The 19439-nt window shown below is 52.2% G+C and carries 11 protein-coding genes and 3 pseudogenes; all 14 read left to right on the forward strand.

Annotated elements, in window-relative coordinates; all coding sequences use genetic code 11:
* The first annotated feature begins 268 nt into the window (after positions 1-268).
* Positions 269-1066, forward strand: a complete 798-nt coding sequence (locus JCM15764_RS13590) for a hypothetical protein (RefSeq protein WP_243688998.1) — start codon at positions 269-271, stop codon at positions 1064-1066.
* A 118-nt stretch (positions 1067-1184) separates the two neighbouring features.
* A pseudogene (locus JCM15764_RS13595) lies at positions 1185-3487 on the forward strand (GspE/PulE family protein).
* Positions 3488-3495: 8 nt separating this feature from the next.
* Positions 3496-5250, forward strand: coding sequence for a CHASE2 domain-containing protein (locus JCM15764_RS13600; RefSeq protein WP_243688999.1), 1755 nt, complete (start codon positions 3496-3498; stop codon positions 5248-5250).
* Entirely contained in the window at positions 5238-5486 is a 249-nt protein-coding gene (locus tag JCM15764_RS23770) for a hypothetical protein (protein WP_243689000.1), read from the forward strand. Before JCM15764_RS13600 ends, JCM15764_RS23770 begins: the two co-directional genes overlap by 13 nt.
* Before the next feature lie 69 nt (positions 5487-5555).
* Positions 5556-5813 carry a helix-turn-helix domain-containing protein gene (locus tag JCM15764_RS13605; protein WP_054696609.1) on the forward strand — a complete coding sequence of 86 codons (258 nt, stop codon included), beginning with the start codon at positions 5556-5558 and terminating at the stop codon, positions 5811-5813.
* Positions 5814-5821: 8 nt separating this feature from the next.
* Positions 5822-7039, forward strand: a complete 1218-nt coding sequence (locus JCM15764_RS13610) for a type II toxin-antitoxin system HipA family toxin (RefSeq protein WP_054696613.1) — start codon at positions 5822-5824, stop codon at positions 7037-7039.
* Positions 7040-7192: 153 nt separating this feature from the next.
* Positions 7193-7498: a HigA family addiction module antitoxin gene (locus JCM15764_RS13615; protein WP_054696616.1), complete on the forward strand. Its 306-nt coding sequence runs from the start codon at positions 7193-7195 to the stop codon at positions 7496-7498.
* A 440-nt stretch (positions 7499-7938) separates the two neighbouring features.
* A pseudogene (locus JCM15764_RS23775) lies at positions 7939-8052 on the forward strand (IS4 family transposase); the annotation flags it as partial.
* 49 nt (positions 8053-8101) lie between these two features.
* Positions 8102-11467, forward strand: coding sequence for a fibronectin type III domain-containing protein (locus JCM15764_RS23780; RefSeq protein WP_243689001.1), 3366 nt, complete (start codon positions 8102-8104; stop codon positions 11465-11467).
* Positions 11468-12058: 591 nt separating this feature from the next.
* Positions 12059-12754, forward strand: a complete 696-nt coding sequence (locus tag JCM15764_RS13630; RefSeq protein ID WP_279384456.1) for an RHS repeat domain-containing protein — start codon at positions 12059-12061, stop codon at positions 12752-12754.
* Between the two features lie 116 nt (positions 12755-12870).
* Positions 12871-15741, forward strand: coding sequence for an RHS repeat-associated core domain-containing protein (locus JCM15764_RS13635; RefSeq protein WP_054696628.1), 2871 nt, complete (start codon positions 12871-12873; stop codon positions 15739-15741).
* Positions 15742-15983: 242 nt separating this feature from the next.
* Positions 15984-17072, forward strand: a complete 1089-nt coding sequence (locus tag JCM15764_RS13645) for a chorismate transformation FkbO/Hyg5 family protein (protein ID WP_243689002.1) — start codon at positions 15984-15986, stop codon at positions 17070-17072.
* 394 nt (positions 17073-17466) lie between these two features.
* A pseudogene (locus tag JCM15764_RS26905) lies at positions 17467-17781 on the forward strand (hypothetical protein); the annotation flags it as partial.
* A 713-nt stretch (positions 17782-18494) separates the two neighbouring features.
* A complete protein-coding gene (locus tag JCM15764_RS13655) occupies positions 18495-19430 on the forward strand; it encodes a HEAT repeat domain-containing protein (protein WP_243689003.1) in 936 nt (311 codons plus the stop codon).
* Positions 19431-19439 lie beyond the last annotated feature (9 nt).

Consider the following 19439-nt stretch of genomic DNA (forward strand, 5'->3'; position numbering starts at 1 on the left):
GCGGTGTCAATCTTCGGATTTGCTTGTGCGGCGCACTGGTGTACGCCTCCGCGCAATCTCTCGATTTCCTTGCCAGAACGAAAAATCCCTCGTTTTTATGCTAGCGGTCTCCAGCTCTTCTGCCATTGGTGCAGGAAACACTACTTTTTCGGGAGGATGTACAAATGCAAACTGTTTTCAGATCTGTACTTCTTTTAGTGGCATCGCTTTTTACCTTCGGCTGTGCCAGAATTTCTACAACGTTCCCAGGGACGTCTATGAAAAACAGGTGCGTACTCTTGGGGTAACGCCGATTTTTGTGGATGGGGATTCGGACATCCGGCATCCGGAAAAGGATGCAGTTGTGAACCTGCTCCGGGAAAGCAACCGCAAGAATGAAAAGGAACTGGTGGCGCAACTCAGGGAGACCGGGACCTATTTTGCCGTGCGACTGCTGGAGGATGATGCCGATCAGCTGTTTTCAACGCTCCTGTCGCGTCGTGAAAGGCGCGACGACGCGGGGGTGAGATACAACAAGTATTTCTTCAAGCCCGAAGAGCTGAAGAACCTGATCACCAAAAATGGCGTCGATGCCCTCATGCTGGTGACAATTAACGGCCTTACCAGGCCGGAAAAAATCTACTCAAGCAACCTCCTTTCCTACCTGGACAGCGATTATAATTACCTGGCAGTTTCTGCCCAGATCATGGATGCCGATGGCAACACCCTCTGGGAATACCCCAATTTCCGCCAGCGCTCCCTCACCTATCCGATGCTGTTCTCACTCCAGTACCCTGATTTTGATGAAGCTGCAGCCAACGAAAGCGACAGGGTCGAGGTAAGGTTCAAGACTATTGCCGGCATCGCCAGGCTTTTGCCAAGATGGAATCCGCCAGCAAGGGCAAGGGGCAGGTTTCCATCCTTTACAATAATATCTTCGCCGATATGGTTTCCCTGCAGGAGCCGGAGCGTAATTTCTTCGGCGGCAGGAAGTCGGACGATAAGGTACAAAAAGCAGCCGAACAGAAGTGAGGAGTGGCTGATGCCTAACAGAGATGGCCGCGGTAATAAGAAGATAAAGGATTGAGATTAAACCCGCACTGTTCAGGTGCGGGTTTTCCTTTATCCTGACCCAGGCTTGCAAAAGAGACATCGCCTGTTATGTTTAATGAAGTTTACTCTGCACAGTCACTGAGGGAACTGTTATGGACATGGCCACCGGCTTATTGAAGGAGCAACTGGAGTACCGCAAGCGCTTCATGGAGAAGATCAATGAGATCCACTCCGCTGCCAATCTGAACAGCATTCTGATACAGCTGAAAGACAGCATTGCCGAGCTGTTCAAGGCGGAGCGGATGACCATTTATGTGGCAGACCGGCAGCGGAACGTGCTCATTTCCCGGGTCAAATCCGGAGACGAGCTGAAGCAGATTGTCGTCCCCATCTCGCCGGAAAGCATTGCCGGCTATTGTGCCACGTCGCAGCAGTTGATCAACATCACCAATGCTTACGACGACCACGAGCTGAAGATGATCAACACCGGCCTTAAGTTCGACGACACCTGGGATAAGAAAACCGGCTTCCACACGGCCCAGGTGCTCTGCGTGCCGATGATCTTCGACAGCAAGCTGATCGGCGTCATGCAGCTGATCAACAAGAAAGGCGCAGCTGCCTTCACCCCCACCGATTTGAGCTATGCCTCGGAACTGGCAACCTCGCTGTCCATCGCCATCCACAACATCTATCGCATCAGTGCCTCGGTAAAGATAATCCGCCAGAATTCCCGCTACAACTATCTCCTGGACAAGAACCTGATCGACGAGAAGGACATCCAGAAGGCTTCAAGCCATCCGGATCTGGCAAAGATCGGTCTCGACCATCTCATCATGCGCGAATTCTCCATTTCCTCCGAGGATATGGCCAAAAGCCTCAGCCTATACTTCGGTACCGATTTCGTTTGCTTCGACGGCACCCTTCCTCCCCTGGTCGATCTTCTGGAGCGAATCAAGCCTGACCGCCTGAAAAAGGAGCGCTGGATACCGGTAAAGATTGAAAACGGCGTCCTGCAGGTGGCCATGGAAGATCCCACCGATCTGGCCAAACAGGACCTGATCAGGTTCGTCTACCCGGAGTACCGCCGCTTGAGCTTTGTCGCCGCCTATCGCCAGGACATCGACCTCTTCATCGACCACTTCTACAATCTCGGCTCCATGATGGGGGGCGATTCCTCCACCATCTCCGACCTTCTCAACAGGCTTGACACCTCGGACGAGCCGGAAGTGGAGCAGGAGGTACAGAAAGTCTCCGACCAGGACAGCGTCATCGTCCAGCTGGTCAACAAGATTGTGTGCGATGCCTACAATGCCAAGGCATCCGATATTCATATCGAACCCTACCCGGGAAAGAACGATGTCCTGGTGCGGATCAGGATCGATGGCCGCTGCAAGATCTATCAGCGCATTCCCTATAAATACAAGCATGCCATCACCTCCCGCATCAAGATCATGTCCGGGCTCGACATCGCCGAACGGCGCAAGCCCCAGGACGGCAAGATCGACTTCAAGAAGTTCGGCCCCATCGATGTGGAACTGAGGGTTGCCACTCTCCCCACCGCCGGCCAGCTGGAAGACGTGGTGCTGAGGGTACTTGCCTCAGGCGAGCCGATTCCCTTCGACAAGCTGGGCCTTACCTCCCGCAATACCAGGATATTTGAAGAGTCCATCAAGAAACCATACGGTCTGATCCTGGTGGTCGGTCCCACCGGCTCGGGCAAGACGACCACCCTGCACTCGGCCGTGGCCCGCATCAACGACCCGGAAACGAAGATCTGGACTGCCGAAGACCCGGTGGAGATCACCCAGAAGGGGTTGCGCCAGGTACAGGTCAACTCCCGCATCGGCTTTACCTTTGCCGCCGCCCTGCGCTCATTCCTGCGTGCCGACCCGGACGTGATCATGGTCGGGGAGATGCGTGACGCCGAAACGACCTCAACCGGCATAGAGGCCTCCCTCACCGGCCACCTGGTCTTTTCCACTCTCCATACCAACTCCGCCCCGGAGACCGTCACCAGGCTCCTGGACATGGGAATGGACCCGTTCAGCTTCTCCGACGCACTGCTCTGCATCCTGGCCCAGAGACTTGCCCGCCGGCTCTGCCTGAGTGCCGGGAAATCTATACCCCCGAGCAAAGGGAGCTGGACGGAATTATAGAGGAATACGGCGCCGAACACTTTGCCCGGCTTGGCATGGACAGGGAAGAGATAAAGCTCGCACGGGCCAAGGGATGCGCAAAATGCAATGAAACCGGTTACAAAGGGCGGCTCGGCCTGCACGAGATCCTGGAGTGCACCGATGCCATGAAGGCCCTCATCAAGCGCAAGGAAGAAGTGGATACCATCAGACGGCAGGCCATAACCGACGGCATGACCACCCTCAAGCAGGATGGTATCCTCAAGGTGTTCCAGGGACTGACGGACTTAAAGGAAGTCCGCCGGGTTTGCATCAAGTAAGGCACCCCATGAAGAATCCTCTCAGGCAAATCGGCAGCATCCCGGCCCCGGTCTGGCGGGGCCTGATCGGCATGCTCGTCACCGTCCTGATGGTGGTGTTGATGCTCCGCCAGTTCTATCCCCTTGAACTGCTGGAGATGAAACTTTTCGACACCGGCTTCAAGCTTCGCGGCACAGTCACTCCTCCCGAAGCCATCGTCATTGCCGAAATAGACGAAAAAAGCCTGCAGAAAATCGGCCGCTGGCCCTGGGACAGAGCGATGCTGGCCAAGCTGGTGGACCGCCTTGCCGAAGCCAATGCGGCAGTCGTTGCCTTTGATGTCATTTTTTCGGAAGCCGATGAAAGCGACCCCCTCTTTGCCAAAGCCATCAACAGGGCCGGCAATGTCATCCTTCCCGTGGTGTTCGATTTTCACGGACCGCCAGCCGGTAATCCGGATCCGCTTCTTGATGCCTCCTCCTACAGCAACATTAAAAATCGGCGCCTTCTGGATGATTTTGTTCCCCCCTCGGCAAATAGGGTAAATCTCCCGGTTCCAGCATTGAGCCATGAAGCAATGGGCTTTGGCCATATCAGCATGCTCCCGGACAGCGACGGCACCATGCGCTGGGAGCCCCTCGTCGTCTCCTGTGGTGGCCGCTACTTTCCCCCCCTGGGGTTGCAGGCGGCAGCCTATTTCCTCGGCGTGCCCCCGGAAAGCATCACCGTCAGGGCAACGGAGTCTGTCACCGTCGGACAGGCTGTCATTCCCACCGATATCTGGGGACGAGCCATCATCAACTATTATGGCCCCGGCGGCTCCTTTCCCCATTATTCCATCAGCGACATCATCGACGGTACCGTCCCGGTGAAACAGCTTGAGAACCGGGTCATCCTGGTCGGGGCTACCGCTCCCGGCATTTATGACCTGCGGGTAACGCCCATGGCGGCGGCCATGCCGGGGGTCGAAAAACATGCCAGCATCGCTGCCTCCATCATAGATCGTTCCTTTATCCGCAAAGTATCCGGTAATGTGGATCTGGCGGTACTTATGGGCAGTGGCCTGCTCCTGACCCTGATCCTCAGCCGGCGGAAGGTCGTCGGCGCCATAACGGCAACTGCCCTGGGCATGCTGGCACTCTTCATCTCCGGCTACCTGCTATTCAGCCTGAAGGGCATCTGGCTAAACCTGGCCTACCCCAGCAATAACCTGCTCTTCATCTTCATCGGCGTTACCGCCTTCAACTATGCCTTCGAGGAGCAGCGGGCCAGGAAAATCAGGGCCATGTTCTCCAACTATGTCACCCGCACCATCGTCAACGAGCTGATCGACAACCCGGAGATGGCGAAGCTTGGGGGGGAGCGGCGGGAGGTGACGGTGCTGTTCAGCGATCTGGTGGGATTCACCACCTTTTCGGAGCAGCACTCGCCCGAGGAGGTGGTGGCGATCCTCAATGAATACCTGGGGGCAATGACCGACGTCATCCTTAAGTGGCAGGGGACCCTGGACAAGTTCATCGGCGATGCCATCGTCGTCTTCTGGGGGGCGCCCCTGCCGGCGGCGGACCATGCCGAGCGCGCCATCGGTTGCGCCGCGGAAATGGCCAGGGAGATGAAGCGATTGCGGGAAAAGTGGCTGGCGGAGGGAAAGACGGCGCTCCATGCAGGCGTCGGCATCAATACCGGCGAAGTGCTGGTGGGCAACATCGGCGCCCTGGGCAAGAAAATGGATTACACCGTCATCGGCGACCAGGTGAATCTCGGCTCACGGTGGAATCCCTGACCCGCCACTACCAAGTGCCGATCCTCATCACCGCCAACACCGTGGCCAAGCTATGCGGCAAGGACCCGGACGCCAGGTTGTCGGGCCTGGCCATCCACGGCATGGAGCGGGTCATAGTCAAGGGAAAGGAAGAACCGGTGGCCCTGTACCGCCTGGAAGAACAGCCGGACCCGTCCCAGCCCCTAGTTATCGAAGACTGCCCCGTGGGGGCGGTGGTGCGGTTTGTGGAGAAGTGAGCTCTTTGTTGTATTATTTGAAATACATTCTTATGTTGAAAGATAATATGTTTTATATATAATACTTGTATGTTCTTCGAGATAGGCCACTACATACGTGACGAGCGAAAACGCCGGAAGATATCCCAGGAACGGATTGCCAGGGATCTTGGCATGAGCCGGGCCACCATCAGCCAGATTGAGACGGGTACCGTGCAGGATATTGGTGTCCGCAAGTTGATTAGGATTCTCGATTACCTGGGCCTGGAACTTCGCGTAAGACCGGCGGGAGCGCCACCGACACTGGATGAATTGCGAGAAGAGCAAACTCTCAAAAAAAAGGAATAGCAACGCTGATGCCTTCCCCACAGCTTCTTGCCGTCTGGGCTGCCGCTTACCGTGCCGGCCTGCTGGACAGGTCTCGAGATAAGCGGCATTTTGTCTTTACCTATGATCCGGCAGCGGAACCAACCGATGCCCAGGTGTCGCTTACCATGCCGGTGCGCCTGGAAAGCTGGACCAGCAGGGACCTTCACCCCGTTTTCCAGATGAACCTGCCGGAAGGTGCTCTGTTGGATGCCATCCGCCGGGCCATTGCCAAACTTGCCGGCGAGAATGATCTGACCATTCTGCGGATAACCGGTGGAAACCAGGTGGGGCGGAACCGCTTTTCCCTTCCAGGCGATGGGGCACCGGGAGTTGTGGAGACTCCTGAATCGTTGGACGAGTTGCTCTCCTATCCCAACACCGAAGAGTTGTTCACTGAGTTGGTGTCACGCTATGCCCTGCGGTCTGGGGTGTCGGGAGTTCAGCCGAAAGTGCTGCTTGAGGCATCAGAACGGGCAACGGCAACTGTCGGTGGATTTATAGTCAAGTCATGGGGGGGCGAATATCCCCAATTGGCGGCCAACGAGTTTTTCTGCATGACTGCCGCCAAGAACGCCGGGCTGCCGGTGCCTGAGTTTCATCTTTCCGACAATGGCGGGCTGTTCGTCATGAAACGGTTCGACGTGGGAGAGAACGGACTTCCGCTGGGGTTCGAGGACATGTGTGCCCTGCAGGCACTGGGCACGGCCCAGAAATACAGCAGTACCTACGAACGGATAGCCCGGAGCATCAGGGACTTCGTCTCCGGAGAGCACCTGCAGGCTGCGCGGGAGCAGTTCTTTGCTTCACTGGTCCTGTCGGTCATGGTGCGAAACGGCGATGCTCATCTGAAGAATTTCGGAGTGCTGTATGAACGGCCGGGCGCGCCGGTGAGACTCGCGCCGGTGTATGACGTGGTTACGACCGTAGCCTATATCTCCAAGGATGTACCGGCCCTGTCCATTGCCGGTACCAAGAGATGGTGGTCCAGAAAGATGCTGGAAAAGTTTGGCGTTGCCCATCTCGCACTGCCGGTCGCCAAAGTCGGGCAGATTCTCGAACAAACGGCAGAAGCGGTGAACGAAACCATGCCGCTGCTTTCAGCTTACAAGAAGGATCACCCGGAGTTCCGGGAAGTCGGCGGACGGATGTTGGCTATCTGGACTGAAGGAGTTTCCGAGCTGGCAACGGCAAAGGCCGCCTTTTAGAGAGGCGGCTTTAGCTGCATGTGTCGGGGCGACAGATTGGCAGGACTAGCATATCAATTATCAGTGGAGAATATGCTTTGTCTGGCGCGATAACAGCGCTTATCAAGTGGAGATAGTGGACTATCACTGAGCAAGCTCAGGCACGGAGTGATTATGAGTAAACGAGATTTTTCCCCCATACATCCAGGTGAAATCCTACGCGAGGAGTTTTTGATCCCACTGGGTGTCAGCCAGTATCGCCTTGCAAAAGAAATACATGTGCCGGCGCGGCGGGTCAACGAAATCGTTTTGGAGAAGCGCGGTATTTCTGCGGATACAGCCCTTCGTCTCGGTCGTTACTTTGGTACGAGCGCACAGTTGTGGATCAATCTGCAAGCCCGATACGATCTGGAAGTTGCCCGTGAAGCTATTGAGGACAAACTGGAGCAGGAGATAAAGCCGTTCAGTAGAGCGGCCTGAAATATGCGATCCTTCCAGAGCCTAAAAGGCCGCCCTTTCGTTAGAAGGCGGCCTTTTTTGTTACCTTACGTCTTACAACCTACTTGTGTAAGCTCGTGGCACGTCTCCACACATCAACCCCGCCAATTAGTCCCGCTGTAAAAATTATTTTATACCAATAAGCCAAAAAATGACTCTGTAAGGTCCTTTTTCCGTATTTGTAACCTCCTGAAATTTCTAGATGCTCATATGACCGGTGTAAAGAAATTTTACACTGTAAAAATTTTTTACACTTTTTTCTAATTGATTTTTTTTCTTTGGTTGTGCTAGGGGGTAATCTCCTTGTTTAAGGCAAGTCTGCTGCGCGGGTGGTTTCAGCAGTTCTCAACAGTAGCGGGTTGATTTTGCCAAGAGCGTCTGTATGGATGGGTGCCGAACAACAACTCTATCAAGTGCTGGAGTCATCGATGCAGCAGAGCTTTGTGTTATTACAGCTGAATCTGTTCGAGCGACTAAAACTGGGAAGCCTCTTCTACACGCCGAATATAAAGGTTTGGCCGCAATTGGTGCTGGTGCAGAAGCAATTAGAAAGCGGGTTGATATGTTTTGTAAAGGGGGAGTGTGTTGAGAGCTAATTATTGTTTTAGGAGCATCTTGCAAATTACTTTAATCATAATTACATACCTTTTCATGACATCGCAAAGTCAGGCTGCGGTGTCAGCACCTGCTTCCATTAGCATCACTGGTACAACTACGCATTCTGTTAGTCTCAGCTGGTCCTCGGTCCCAGGATGTGCTTATTTGGTTGAGTATATGGGACCAGGTGCCACAACCTACACAGGTCTGGTTCTTACAACATCTGGCCCAAGTCCTTTAACCACCACTGGGGCCACTACTATTACACACAATGGTCTTAAGATGAACAGCACCTATCAGTATCGCGTCAAAGCTTTTGATGGTGTTAGTTATTCTAACCCAAGTACAGCAATAGCCATTGGAACAACAAATGAATTACTAGCGCCAACTTCAATTTCTGTTACTGGTAAGTCATCTAAATCGGTAAGTCTCAGTTGGTCCACAGTGGCAGGCGCTGCTTATCTTGTTGAGTATGCGGGGCCAGGAGTAACAGATTTTAAGCCGTTGATTCTTACCTACTCGGGTTCAGATCCTCTTACAACAGGTGGCAGCACTATAGTCACTCACAACGGCCTCAAGATGAACAGCACCTACCAATACCGCGTCAAGTCATATGATGGATTCAACTATTCTGGTCCAAGTACGGTAACAGCAACAGCTGTAACAGACCTATTATCAGCGCCTACGTCGATTACTGTCACCGCAAAGACTACTAGTTCGATAACTCTAGATTGGTCCACGGTGCCAGGTGCTGCCTACTTGGTTGAATATATGGGGCCGGGAGCAACCAGTTTTACCAAGTTAATACTTCTCTATTCTGGTTCAGATCCTCTTACTACAAGTGGCGCAACAACTGTGACAATTAATAGCCTAAAACCAAGCAGCACCTACCAATACCGCGTCACGGCTTATGATGGCTTCAATTACTCCGCGCCGAGTACGGCAACAGCAACAGGAACGACAGATACTTTGCCAGCACCTACTTCGATTAGCGTTGCTGGCAAAACGACCACTTCGATCAGCCTCAGTTGGTCTTCTGTGACAGGTGCTGCATATCTGGTCGAGTATACTGGCCCAGGGGTAACAAATTTTACACCTCTCGTTCTTACTTCATCTGGTCCAAATTCTTTGACTACGACTGGTAGCACTACTGTTACTCACCGCAATTTGCTAATGAACAGCACTTACCAATACCGTATAAAGTCATTTGATGGCGTTAGTTATTCTGCCCCTAGTACGGCAACAGCAACCGGAACGACAGATACATTGCTAGCGCCTACTTCAATTAGCGTTACTGGCAAAACGACCAATTCGATCAGCCTCAGCTGGGCTTCCGTGGCAGGTGCTGCATACCTGGTGGAGTATACTGGCCCAGGAGTAACAAGTTTTACCCCTCTGGTTCTTACTTCATCTGGCCCAAATTCTTTGACTACGACTGGCAGCACAACTGTGACGATTAATAATTTGCCAATGAACAGTACTTATCAATACCGTGTAAGGTCCTTTGACGGGATCAACTATTCTGCTCCTAGTACGGCAACAGCAACCGGAACGACAGATACATTGCCAGCGCCTACTTCAATTAGCGTTACTGGCAAAACGACCAATTCGATCAGTCTCAGCTGGTCTTCCGTGGCAGGTGCTGCATACCTGGTTGAGTATACTGGTCCAGGAGTAACAAGTTTTACCCCTTTGGCTCTTACTTCATCCGGTCCGAATTCTCTTACTACCAGCGGTGCAACAACTGTGACTGTTAGCGGCTTACAACCAAGCACCACTTACCAATACCGGGTTAAGGCTTTTGATGGAAACAATTACTCCGCGCCGAGTACGGCAACAGCAACAGGAACGACAGATACTTTGCCAGCACCTACTTCGATTAGCGTTGCTGGCAAAACGACCAATTCGATCAGCCTCAGTTGGTCTTCCGTGACAGGTGCTGCATATCTGGTCGAGTATACTGGCCCAGGGGTGACAAGTTTTACCCCTCTCGTTCTTACTTCATCTGGTCCAAATTCTTTGACTACGACTGGTAGCACTACTGTTACACACAGCAACTTGCCTATGAACAGCACTTACCAATATCGTATAAAGTCATTTGATGGCGTTAGTTATTCTGCCCCTAGTACGGCAACAGCAGCCGGAACAACAGATGAATTGCCTGTGCCCACTAATCTAACTGCCGCGGCAGTAGCTTATGGCCAGATTCACCTGTCATGGACTGGATCCAATGGTGCAACCACATATTTCATCTACCGAAAAACGGGATTATTAGGTTCGTATGCCCAAATTGCCACGGTAAGTAGTTCATCCTTTATAGATAATGTCGCATGGGGTGACATGGAAGCTTCTGCTTACCAAGCCCGTGCATTCGATGGTGTCAATACAACTAGCCCTTCGAATGAAGCTACCGCTCCTATGATCTTATTCTCAAATGTTGCAGGGAGTTCGCATACTGTGGAAACAGATCTTTCACAAATGAGTACTATACAATTTACAATTGCTTCTCCTGCTACCGTCAAAATGAACATCATACTCCAAAATCAAGGCGTAGCAGGTACACCGGTATATCAGGCGTCGCAAACTCTGCCAGTGGCGGGCACATATACATTCACCTGGGATGGTAAAGATTCTACGGGAAGGGTCGTCCCCGACGAGGCGTACCTTTATACACTGCAAGCAACACAAGGGGACCTGATAGGCTGGTATGGGCCTGTTGAGCCACAGGGTGGCGGGGCCATAACTTGTTCACAGGTTGGCACTTACGATGCTTTCCAAAACAAAAGCCAAGCCGTCAATTATTCGGTTACTCAACCTTCCAGAGTAGTTATGTATGTTGATCATCCTCAGTGGGGCGCACTTCACGAAGGGATAGCGTGGTTTCCTGCCCTTGCTGGATCAGGAACGTACATCTGGGATGGGCGGGATGCATCAGGGAAAGTATCGGCAGCAGGTGGCATAATTAGCTGTTATATACTGTCACCAATGAGTGAGAATGTCATCATCACAACAGGTGACACACCCAAAATCTCTGATGTCAAAGCAGACCCTTTCCGGCTGAGTCCTGCATATGGTGAAGTTACCCATATCAGATACACCTTGTCGCGTGATGCAAATGTCACAATATCAGTAAGGCCAAATAACGCTCAAACCCCCATCCAATTGACCCCATCTCCATTGGCACAAACTGCTGGGACACATGAATTCGATTGGTCCTGTCTCAATTTGTCAGACAGCACAGGAAAGAGTTTCTCGTTGTCGAAAGATGGCTATTATACTTTTACCATAAATGCGGTAAATCCAGTTACAGGCAGTCAATTCACAGCATACGCTAATATTGAAGTGAAATATTAGATTGCAAAAAATATAAACTGATTAGTTCTGCTTCAGGAGGAGACCATTTTGTTGTCAAATAATTTCACTAAACTTTGTATTCATAGTTTTATAATCACTGCTATTGTTTTTATGATTTGCGTTTTTATGCCGTACATTGCCAGTGCCGGCTGTCATAGGACCTGCACCTGTGATGGGACAGTGTATTCTTTTCCTTATGCGGACTACCCGGAGAATCAATATCCGACTTGTGATGATCTTTGTTGTTCAAAAGACCCTTGTTGTGTAAACCCCTGTCAAGCCCAATGTTCACCATGGCAATGTGATAGTTGCTACAATAATCCGACACCTTGTTGTACCAATCCGAATGATCCTTCTTGTGACAACCCGGACCCTTGTTTTTTAAATCCTGATCCATGTTGCGGCAATCCCAATATGTGTTGCACTGCCGGTAATTGATTCGATGGAGCTGGAAGAAAAGACTATCGAATCTTTGGAGGTTTCGAGAGATGGGCATCGTATACTGTAATTTTCTTAAAATAAGTGCAGCAATGTTATTGGCTTGTACTGTGGCATTAGGCATTTGCTGCCCAGGCTGCCTCTAATATACCGATAAATTCAGTTTCCGGCGCTTCAACCATGTCGCGTACCGATCTTGTGGTCGGTAAGACATTTCCAATCAGCGTTACTCGCAAGTACAACAGCAAGTCGGGCTATGCCAGTCCCTTGGGCTATGGCTGGGCACTTACCTATGACAAGCAGCTCTATACCCTAACTGATAACAGCGTAATCATCCGCACCGGTCCCGGGCAAAAGAAGAAGTACACGTATTCCGGTGGTATCTTCACCTCTCCGGTCAATGACACCGGTACTCTCACCTTCAACAGTGCCGACGGCTCCTATACCTATACTGAAAAGGATGGCAGCAGTGAGGTATATGACTCCTATGGTAGGCTGGCAAGCATCAATGACGCAAAGGGCACTTCCCTTGCCTTCAGCTACGAATCTATCACCAAATCTCCCCTTAAAGGAGTTCTGCCGGCAAGTGTCGATCAAACCACTCCGACAGTCATTGCCTACGTCTACCACCTGAGCAGGATCGATGAAAAGAACTCTTCCGGCACAGCCACCGGCAAGTGGGTGACCCTCGCCTATGATCCAGCTACCGGTGCCCTTACTACCGTTACGGACAACGCTGGCAGAACTGTCACCTATGGCCATGATCCCCTCGGCAACCTCACCTCAGCCAACGGATCGGGAGTTGCTCCATCTATGGCTATACCGACCCTAACAACAACCATCTCCTGACCACCACTGATGAAGGTAGTGGGGCCTACGTTAATACCTATGACAATTACGGTCGGGTAGCCAAGCAAGTCCATGGCAAGACCACCATTGACCTTGTCTACAACACTCCAGGCCAATTGAGCACCATCACCACCACCGTCAGGGATGCCAACGGCACGGTTCAAAGCACCGAGACCCGTACCGTTACTTTTGACAGCCAACGGCAAATCATCAACGAAAAAGATACCTCGGGGAATGAGATTCGGTATACGAGAAACACGCAGACCTGGGTGACTCGCAAAGAGTGGTGGAAAAACTGGGGCACCGTCACCGCTCCCAACCTGGTTCTCGACCATGCCATCGATTATACCTACGACAGCAAAGGCAACACCCTGACACAAACAGAAATGGACAGTGAAACACCTGCTACCTCCACCTTTACCTACACCACTACCTACACCTACTATCCCGATGGAAACCTCTGGACAGAGGAGAATCCACTTAATCAGGTTACCACCTACACCTACAACACCAAGAAACAGGTTCTTATCATCAATGGCCCCCAGGGGAACATTGCCAATACCTACTACTCCGATGGCAACCTGGAGACTTCAACCGATGCCGCTGGAGCGGTAACTTCTTACACCTATTATCCCAATAGCAATCTTCATACAGTGACCGATGCCAGGCTCAAGGTCACAACCTATACCTATGATGGCAATGAAAACCTTGCTTCGGTTACCGATTCGACCAACGGAGTCACCAGCTTCACCTACGACGTCAACGGCAACATGTTAACCCAGACCAGTGCCGGCAAAACCACCACCTATACCTATGACACCATGAACCGTGTCAAGACCATAAAGGACCCCCTCAACAACACCACTACCTATACCTATGACGCCAATGGAAACAGGGACACCGTCACTGATGCCAATGGCAAAGTAACGCGTTATGCTTACAATGACGAAGGTCAGGTTGCCACTGTGACCGATGCTCTGCAAAAAGTCACTACGTATAACTACGGTGGTACCGGCTGTCCAAGCTGTGGCGGCACCGGCGGCAGTAATCTTGTTGCCCTCACTGATGCCAACGCACACACCACTGACTGGCAATACGACTTCATGAACCGCCTTGTCCATGAAACGGACCCACTGAACAAGACAACCTACTATACCTACAACAGCAAAGGGAACCTGGACTACAAGTTCGACGCAAACGGGAACAGAATCGACTACAGCTATGATGCTCTGAAGAGGCTGACAGGCATAACCTATCCCGGTGGGGCTACCGTAACCTATACTTACGATGGCACCGGGCGCATTCACACTGTCGCCAATGGTGACGTTACCTATACTTATGGCTATGATGCCGCAGGACGGACCACTTCCGTCGCCGATTCTCGTGGATATACGGTTGACTATGAGTACGATGCTGCCGGCAGGCGGACGAAAATGACTGTCCAAAAAGGGACAGCTGACGAGCGGATATTCACCTATACCTATGACGACGCCAACCGGCCCACGGGTATCACCTCCAGTGCCGGGTCTTTCACCTATGCCTATGATGCCGCCGGGCGCAGGAGCTCGCTTGCCTACCCCAACCAGATAACCGCCACCTATGCCTATGACGATGCCGGAAGGCTCACCGGTCTTACCCATGCCGGGTCAGGTTCTACAATTGCTTCCTTTGGTTACACCTTGGATAACGTGGGGAACCGGCTGAGTAAAACCTCAACCGAGACGGAGCAGTACCAGTACGATGACATCTACCGCTTGCTCTCAGTGACTTCCAGCAAGCCGGAAAGCTTTACCTACGATAATGTCGGCAACCGTCTGACCGGCCCCGGCAACAAGGATACCGCATATCTTTATAATGCCGAAAACCAGATGACCCACGGACGGCAGTTTACCTATGCCTATGACAATAACGGCAACCAGATATCGCGAACCCTTCCCAATACACCAACTGCTGCCGGCAAGTCCTGGACGCTGAACTGGGACTATGAAAATCGGCTGAAGTCCATGGTGAGAGTAAACGGCAGCGAGACCAGGACCATCAACTTCAAGTACGATCCCTCAGGACGGCGCATTGAGAAACATGTGGTTATTAGCCTTGATGGAACCCCAGCAACCACCACGACCAGTACCTGGAAATACGTCTACGATGGCGACAATATAGTCCTTGAAATCCTTACCGACGCCAGCGGCACGACCAAGACCTACTACACGCAGGGTGCGCGCATTGATGAGCACCTGGCGTTGGAGAGGAACGGACCGTATTACTACTACCATGCCGACGGGCTTGGCAGCGTCGCTAGTATCACTGATGCCAATCGAACCATCGTGCAGAGCTATACCTATGATTCATTCGGCATGCCAAAACCCGCCAACAACACCTTCGTCGACAGCTATACCTATACGGGCAGAGAGTGGGATAAGGAGACAGGACTGTATTACTATAGAGCCAGGTACTATGATTCTATAGAGGGGAGATTTATCCAAAAAGATCCAATTGGCTTTCAGGGTGGCATAAACCAATTTATATATACCTTAAATAATCCTGTCACGCATACAGACCCGAAAGGTTTGGCTACGTGGGTAGGTGGTGAAGCTTCAGGGGGCGTTAATATAATACTTCTTGGAGCCGGTGGCGGTTTCGGAACGTTGACAAACGTTTCAACAGGTGAAGCTTGTATAGTAAGTCTCAAGTGTGGAAAGATAGGCCCTGGAATAATTGCAAGTGGTGGTACCAAGGCAATAGGTTCTGTATGTGGCCCTCGTTGCGGGAAAGACATAGGTGGGCTAAATGTATCCTTTGCTTTTGAAATAATTGCGCCAGGGGTACCTGGCCTTGGCGGAAATGTAGGCTATGGAGGAGGTGTTGGTGGTGGTGTTGGCGTTGGTCCAGAAGGAGGAGGCGGTTTTTTCATAGGGATCGAGCTTTGCTGGGTTTCTGTAAAAAAATGTTGGAATACTCCAAAGGAATGTAAACAATGCAGCAATTAGGTGTCTATAAAAAGGGGAAGCAAATGAGGAAGCGGAGAAAGATTTCATTTCTTCTGATGTTTTCAGGATGGTCAATCTATTTGTTTTTCAGCTTTATCCATTCAAACAGGACTCTCTTCCTAACCGGATGGCTGATAGCAGTTGCAGGAATTGTTTTTTACATTTGGGATTTTGTAGAGGTGATTAAATCTCGGCGCAGATGATATAAGAGCGGGAAATTGAAGCACCCTGGAAAGAATCCAATGCAGTCAGCTCTAAACACAACACCGACCCGGAAACACGAGGATCTGAGTTTCACGACCGGGCTCCCCGCCAGATGCGCGCCATGCTGCATCGGCGAGAGCGAATGCTATCTTACTGTTTCTGACCTTACCGATCTACGTAGCATTCGGGAACTTATGGAAAGGGAAGGGTGGAAGATCACACGTGCTTTCCTTCTTGGTGCATCATTACCCGATTCAGTGGTGGATGGCATTCCCGTTATTCCCATCCATCATTCCACGATGCTGTCGCGGATGAATGGTGCCATATTGCATGCCGTGCGCGATGGAGCTGTTACGCCCGTCATTCACAATGGCCGGGTAATCGGCTCACTCATCGAGTTTGATGACCGGCATGAGCTCCATGTTATGAATATGACCACGTCAGAGGAAGGTGACGTCTTTGCCCAAACGGAGTCCATATATATCCAAGTGGATTACATACTGGAAAAGCACGGCTTTACAGCCAACGACATTATCCGTCACTGGAATTACTTGAAGAATATCGGCGACAGTTACCAGGGTTTCAACCTGTCCCGCGATGCCTATTTTGCCCGTCATGGCATTACCCGTTATCCAGCAGCGACCGGCATCGAATCCAATCTGGCCGGCAGGCAACAGGTGAGCATAAGCCTGGAGGCAATCCGGCCCATTGATGGATTTATCGAGGTTCGTGCCCTGCAGAGCGGCTTGCAGTGCGAGGCATCGGAGTACGGACCAAAGTTTTCTCGGGGCATGGTGATCGACGACCAGAAACGACGGCTGAAGAAAGTCCACGTCTCCGGCACATCCCACATCGGCCGCGACGGGAGGACCCTGGTTTCCTCCGACCCGAGGAGCGATGTGAGCCGGACCATGGAAGCCATCGAGCACCTCCTGCATAAGGAAGATGCAACGTTCGACGATATTGCCTGGTCTATCGTTTATTGCAAGGATAGAAGCGCCTATCAGTCGTTTCTGTCACTCTATGACAGTAAAGGGTGGCGGTTTCCTTATCTGCCTGCCTTTGTCAATATCTGCCGGTCGGAACTTCGCTTTGAAATGGAGTGCTTCGCTGCAACGAACTACTGAGATTCTTGGATTTGAAGCGTGACCTGAGAGGATCAACACAGGATAACTTGTGACACATACTTGCACTTTGAGACAGCTACCCAAGAGTACCGCAATACTACTGCTAACAGTGGTCGCTCTTTTTTTGTGCGTCCCTGTTTTTGCCGTCGGCGTTCCTGCTGCACCTGCACAGCCTGCAGGATATGTGGGGTCCGACAGCTGCCGGGAATGCCATGAGAAATTCCATATTCTCTGGAACACTTCGCGGCACCGGGACACGCTCCGCCCCTATACCGATGACTTCGCCAAAAAAGAACTGCTGCCCCAGAAAAAGGCGATAAATATCGGCCCTTTCAGCTACCGGGCCGATATTACCCCCGGTGCCGGACGGATCGTCGAGACCAGCCAGAAGGGGGTGAAGGAATATTGTATCGAATATATCCTGGGAGGAAAGGGGCTGTACTCATTCCTGACTACCCTGGACGACGGGCGCATCGAGTCCCTACCCTTGGGTTACGACATCGCTAAAAAGGAATGGTACGAAGCGGAAAACGCTGTCGATGCCCCGGCGCCGGATGGTGCCACCAAGCCGACCATCTACTGGAAGAACTACCCCTTTTACTTCAGCGATGCCTGCCCCAGCTGCCATGTGAGCCAGTTCAATATCGCCTTCGATAAGACGAACAAACGCTACACCGAATCGTGGCGCGAGTCCGGCATCAACTGCGAGACCTGCCACGGACCGGCGGCAGAGCATAATGCCGCCATGCGGAAAGTCCCAAAGGGACAGCCGGTGACGGACCCCAAGCTGATCAGTACCAAGAAGATGAGCGCCAGCCGGCGGAGCGATCTCTGCGCCACCTGCCATGCCAAGCAGACGGCCCTGACCGGCACCTTCACATCTGGAGACCGCTATTTCGACCACTTCGATCTGACAATGCTGGAAAGCAACGAATACTTTCCCGATGGCCGTGACCAGGGGGAAAACTATACCCTTACCGGTTGGCTGATGAACCCCTGCGTCAAGGATGGGACCCCGGACTGCATGCACTGCCATACATCGAGTGGCCGCTATCGATTCAAGCCGAGGAAAAGGCCAACGACGCCTGCCTGCCGTGCCATGCCGAGCGGGTCAAGAACGTGGCCAGCCATTCCCACCACAAGGCCGATAGTCCGGGCAGCAAGTGCGTTTCCTGCCATATGCCGAAGATCGCCTTTGCCCGCATGCCATGGAGCGACCACTCCATGCGGCCGCCAACACCGACAGCAACCTTGGAGTTCAAATCGCCCAATGCCTGCAACCTGTGCCATAAGGACAAGGATGCCGCTTGGGCAGACAAGGCAGTCCGCCAGTGGCATGCCGATGATTACCAGGAAAAAGCGCTCAAACCGGCTCGCCTTGTGGCTGCTGCCAGGAAAAAAGATTGGACCAAGCTTCCGGAGATGCTGGAATACATCCAGGGCAAGGGGCGGGACCAGGTCTATGCCGCTTCGCTTATCAGACTGTTGCGGTATTCACAGGACAAATCAGCGGTGCCGGTGCTACTCGCTGCACTTCAGGATTCCTCTCCACTGGTGCGGGCCGCTGCGGCCGAAACCTTGGGACGACATCCTTCGACCGAGACCATCAAAGCATTGGTAGCTGCGGCTGCAGACGACTTCCGGCTGGTGCGGGTCAAGGCCGCCGGCAGCCTGGCCAACTTTCCCCGGAACCTCATCACCAAAGAGATGGAAATGGGGCTGCAAAAGGCACAAGAGGAATACCGGAACGCGATCCTCATGGAACCGGACAAATGGTCCAGCTGGAATACCATCGGCAACACCCATGTGAAACGCGACGAGCTTCAGGAGGCCATTGCCGCATATCAGACTGCACTTGCCATAAAACCACAGGCCGTCCAACCAATGCTGAGCCTGTCCTACGCCCAGTTCCGTCTTGGCGAAACGGAAGCTGCGACAAAGAGCCTCGTGGAAGCCATTAAGACTGAGCCGGATAACTTTGCGGCTCTCAAGATGGCTGCCACGGCCAAGTATGGTCAGGCGGCACTACAACAAGCCGAGGCTTATTTCAATGAAGAGTTAAAAAAGGACGCCAAATCGGCCCGGCGCTTTCGGTCTATGTGCCATTACGCCGCAAGAACGGCTTACCGCGGCAATTGGGTGGTGCCGGAAGGCTGTGGAATGCGAACCGAAAGAGCAGAAATATGCAGTGCTGTTAGGCAGAAAGCAGGAACAGGCTCAGAGGATTGGCGGAACCGCTACCCTGCAGAAGCTGCTTTTCGGTGGCAGCGACAAACAATAAGCAATGTGATACGGGCCGTAATTCTCTGTCTAATTGACGTTATAGAATTAACTCTGTTTATTCATTGTGATTCGTAGGAGAGGCAA

Origin of the sequence: Geotalea toluenoxydans JCM 15764 (assembly GCF_001311985.1) — a bacterium.
Lineage (GTDB): Bacteria > Desulfobacterota > Desulfuromonadia > Geobacterales > Geobacteraceae > Geotalea > Geotalea toluenoxydans.

Coding starts and splice junctions, on each gene's coding strand:
- JCM15764_RS13600 (WP_243688999.1), top strand. CDS start 3,496: ATGAAGAATCCTCTCAGGCAAATCGGCAGCATCCCGGCCCCGGTCTGG.
- JCM15764_RS13605 (WP_054696609.1), top strand. CDS start 5,556: ATGTTCTTCGAGATAGGCCACTACATACGTGACGAGCGAAAACGCCGG.
- JCM15764_RS13610 (WP_054696613.1), top strand. CDS start 5,822: ATGCCTTCCCCACAGCTTCTTGCCGTCTGGGCTGCCGCTTACCGTGCC.
- JCM15764_RS13615 (WP_054696616.1), top strand. CDS start 7,193: ATGAGTAAACGAGATTTTTCCCCCATACATCCAGGTGAAATCCTACGC.
- JCM15764_RS13645 (WP_243689002.1), top strand. CDS start 15,984: ATGCAGTCAGCTCTAAACACAACACCGACCCGGAAACACGAGGATCTG.
- JCM15764_RS13655 (WP_243689003.1), top strand. CDS start 18,495: ATGCTGGAATACATCCAGGGCAAGGGGCGGGACCAGGTCTATGCCGCT.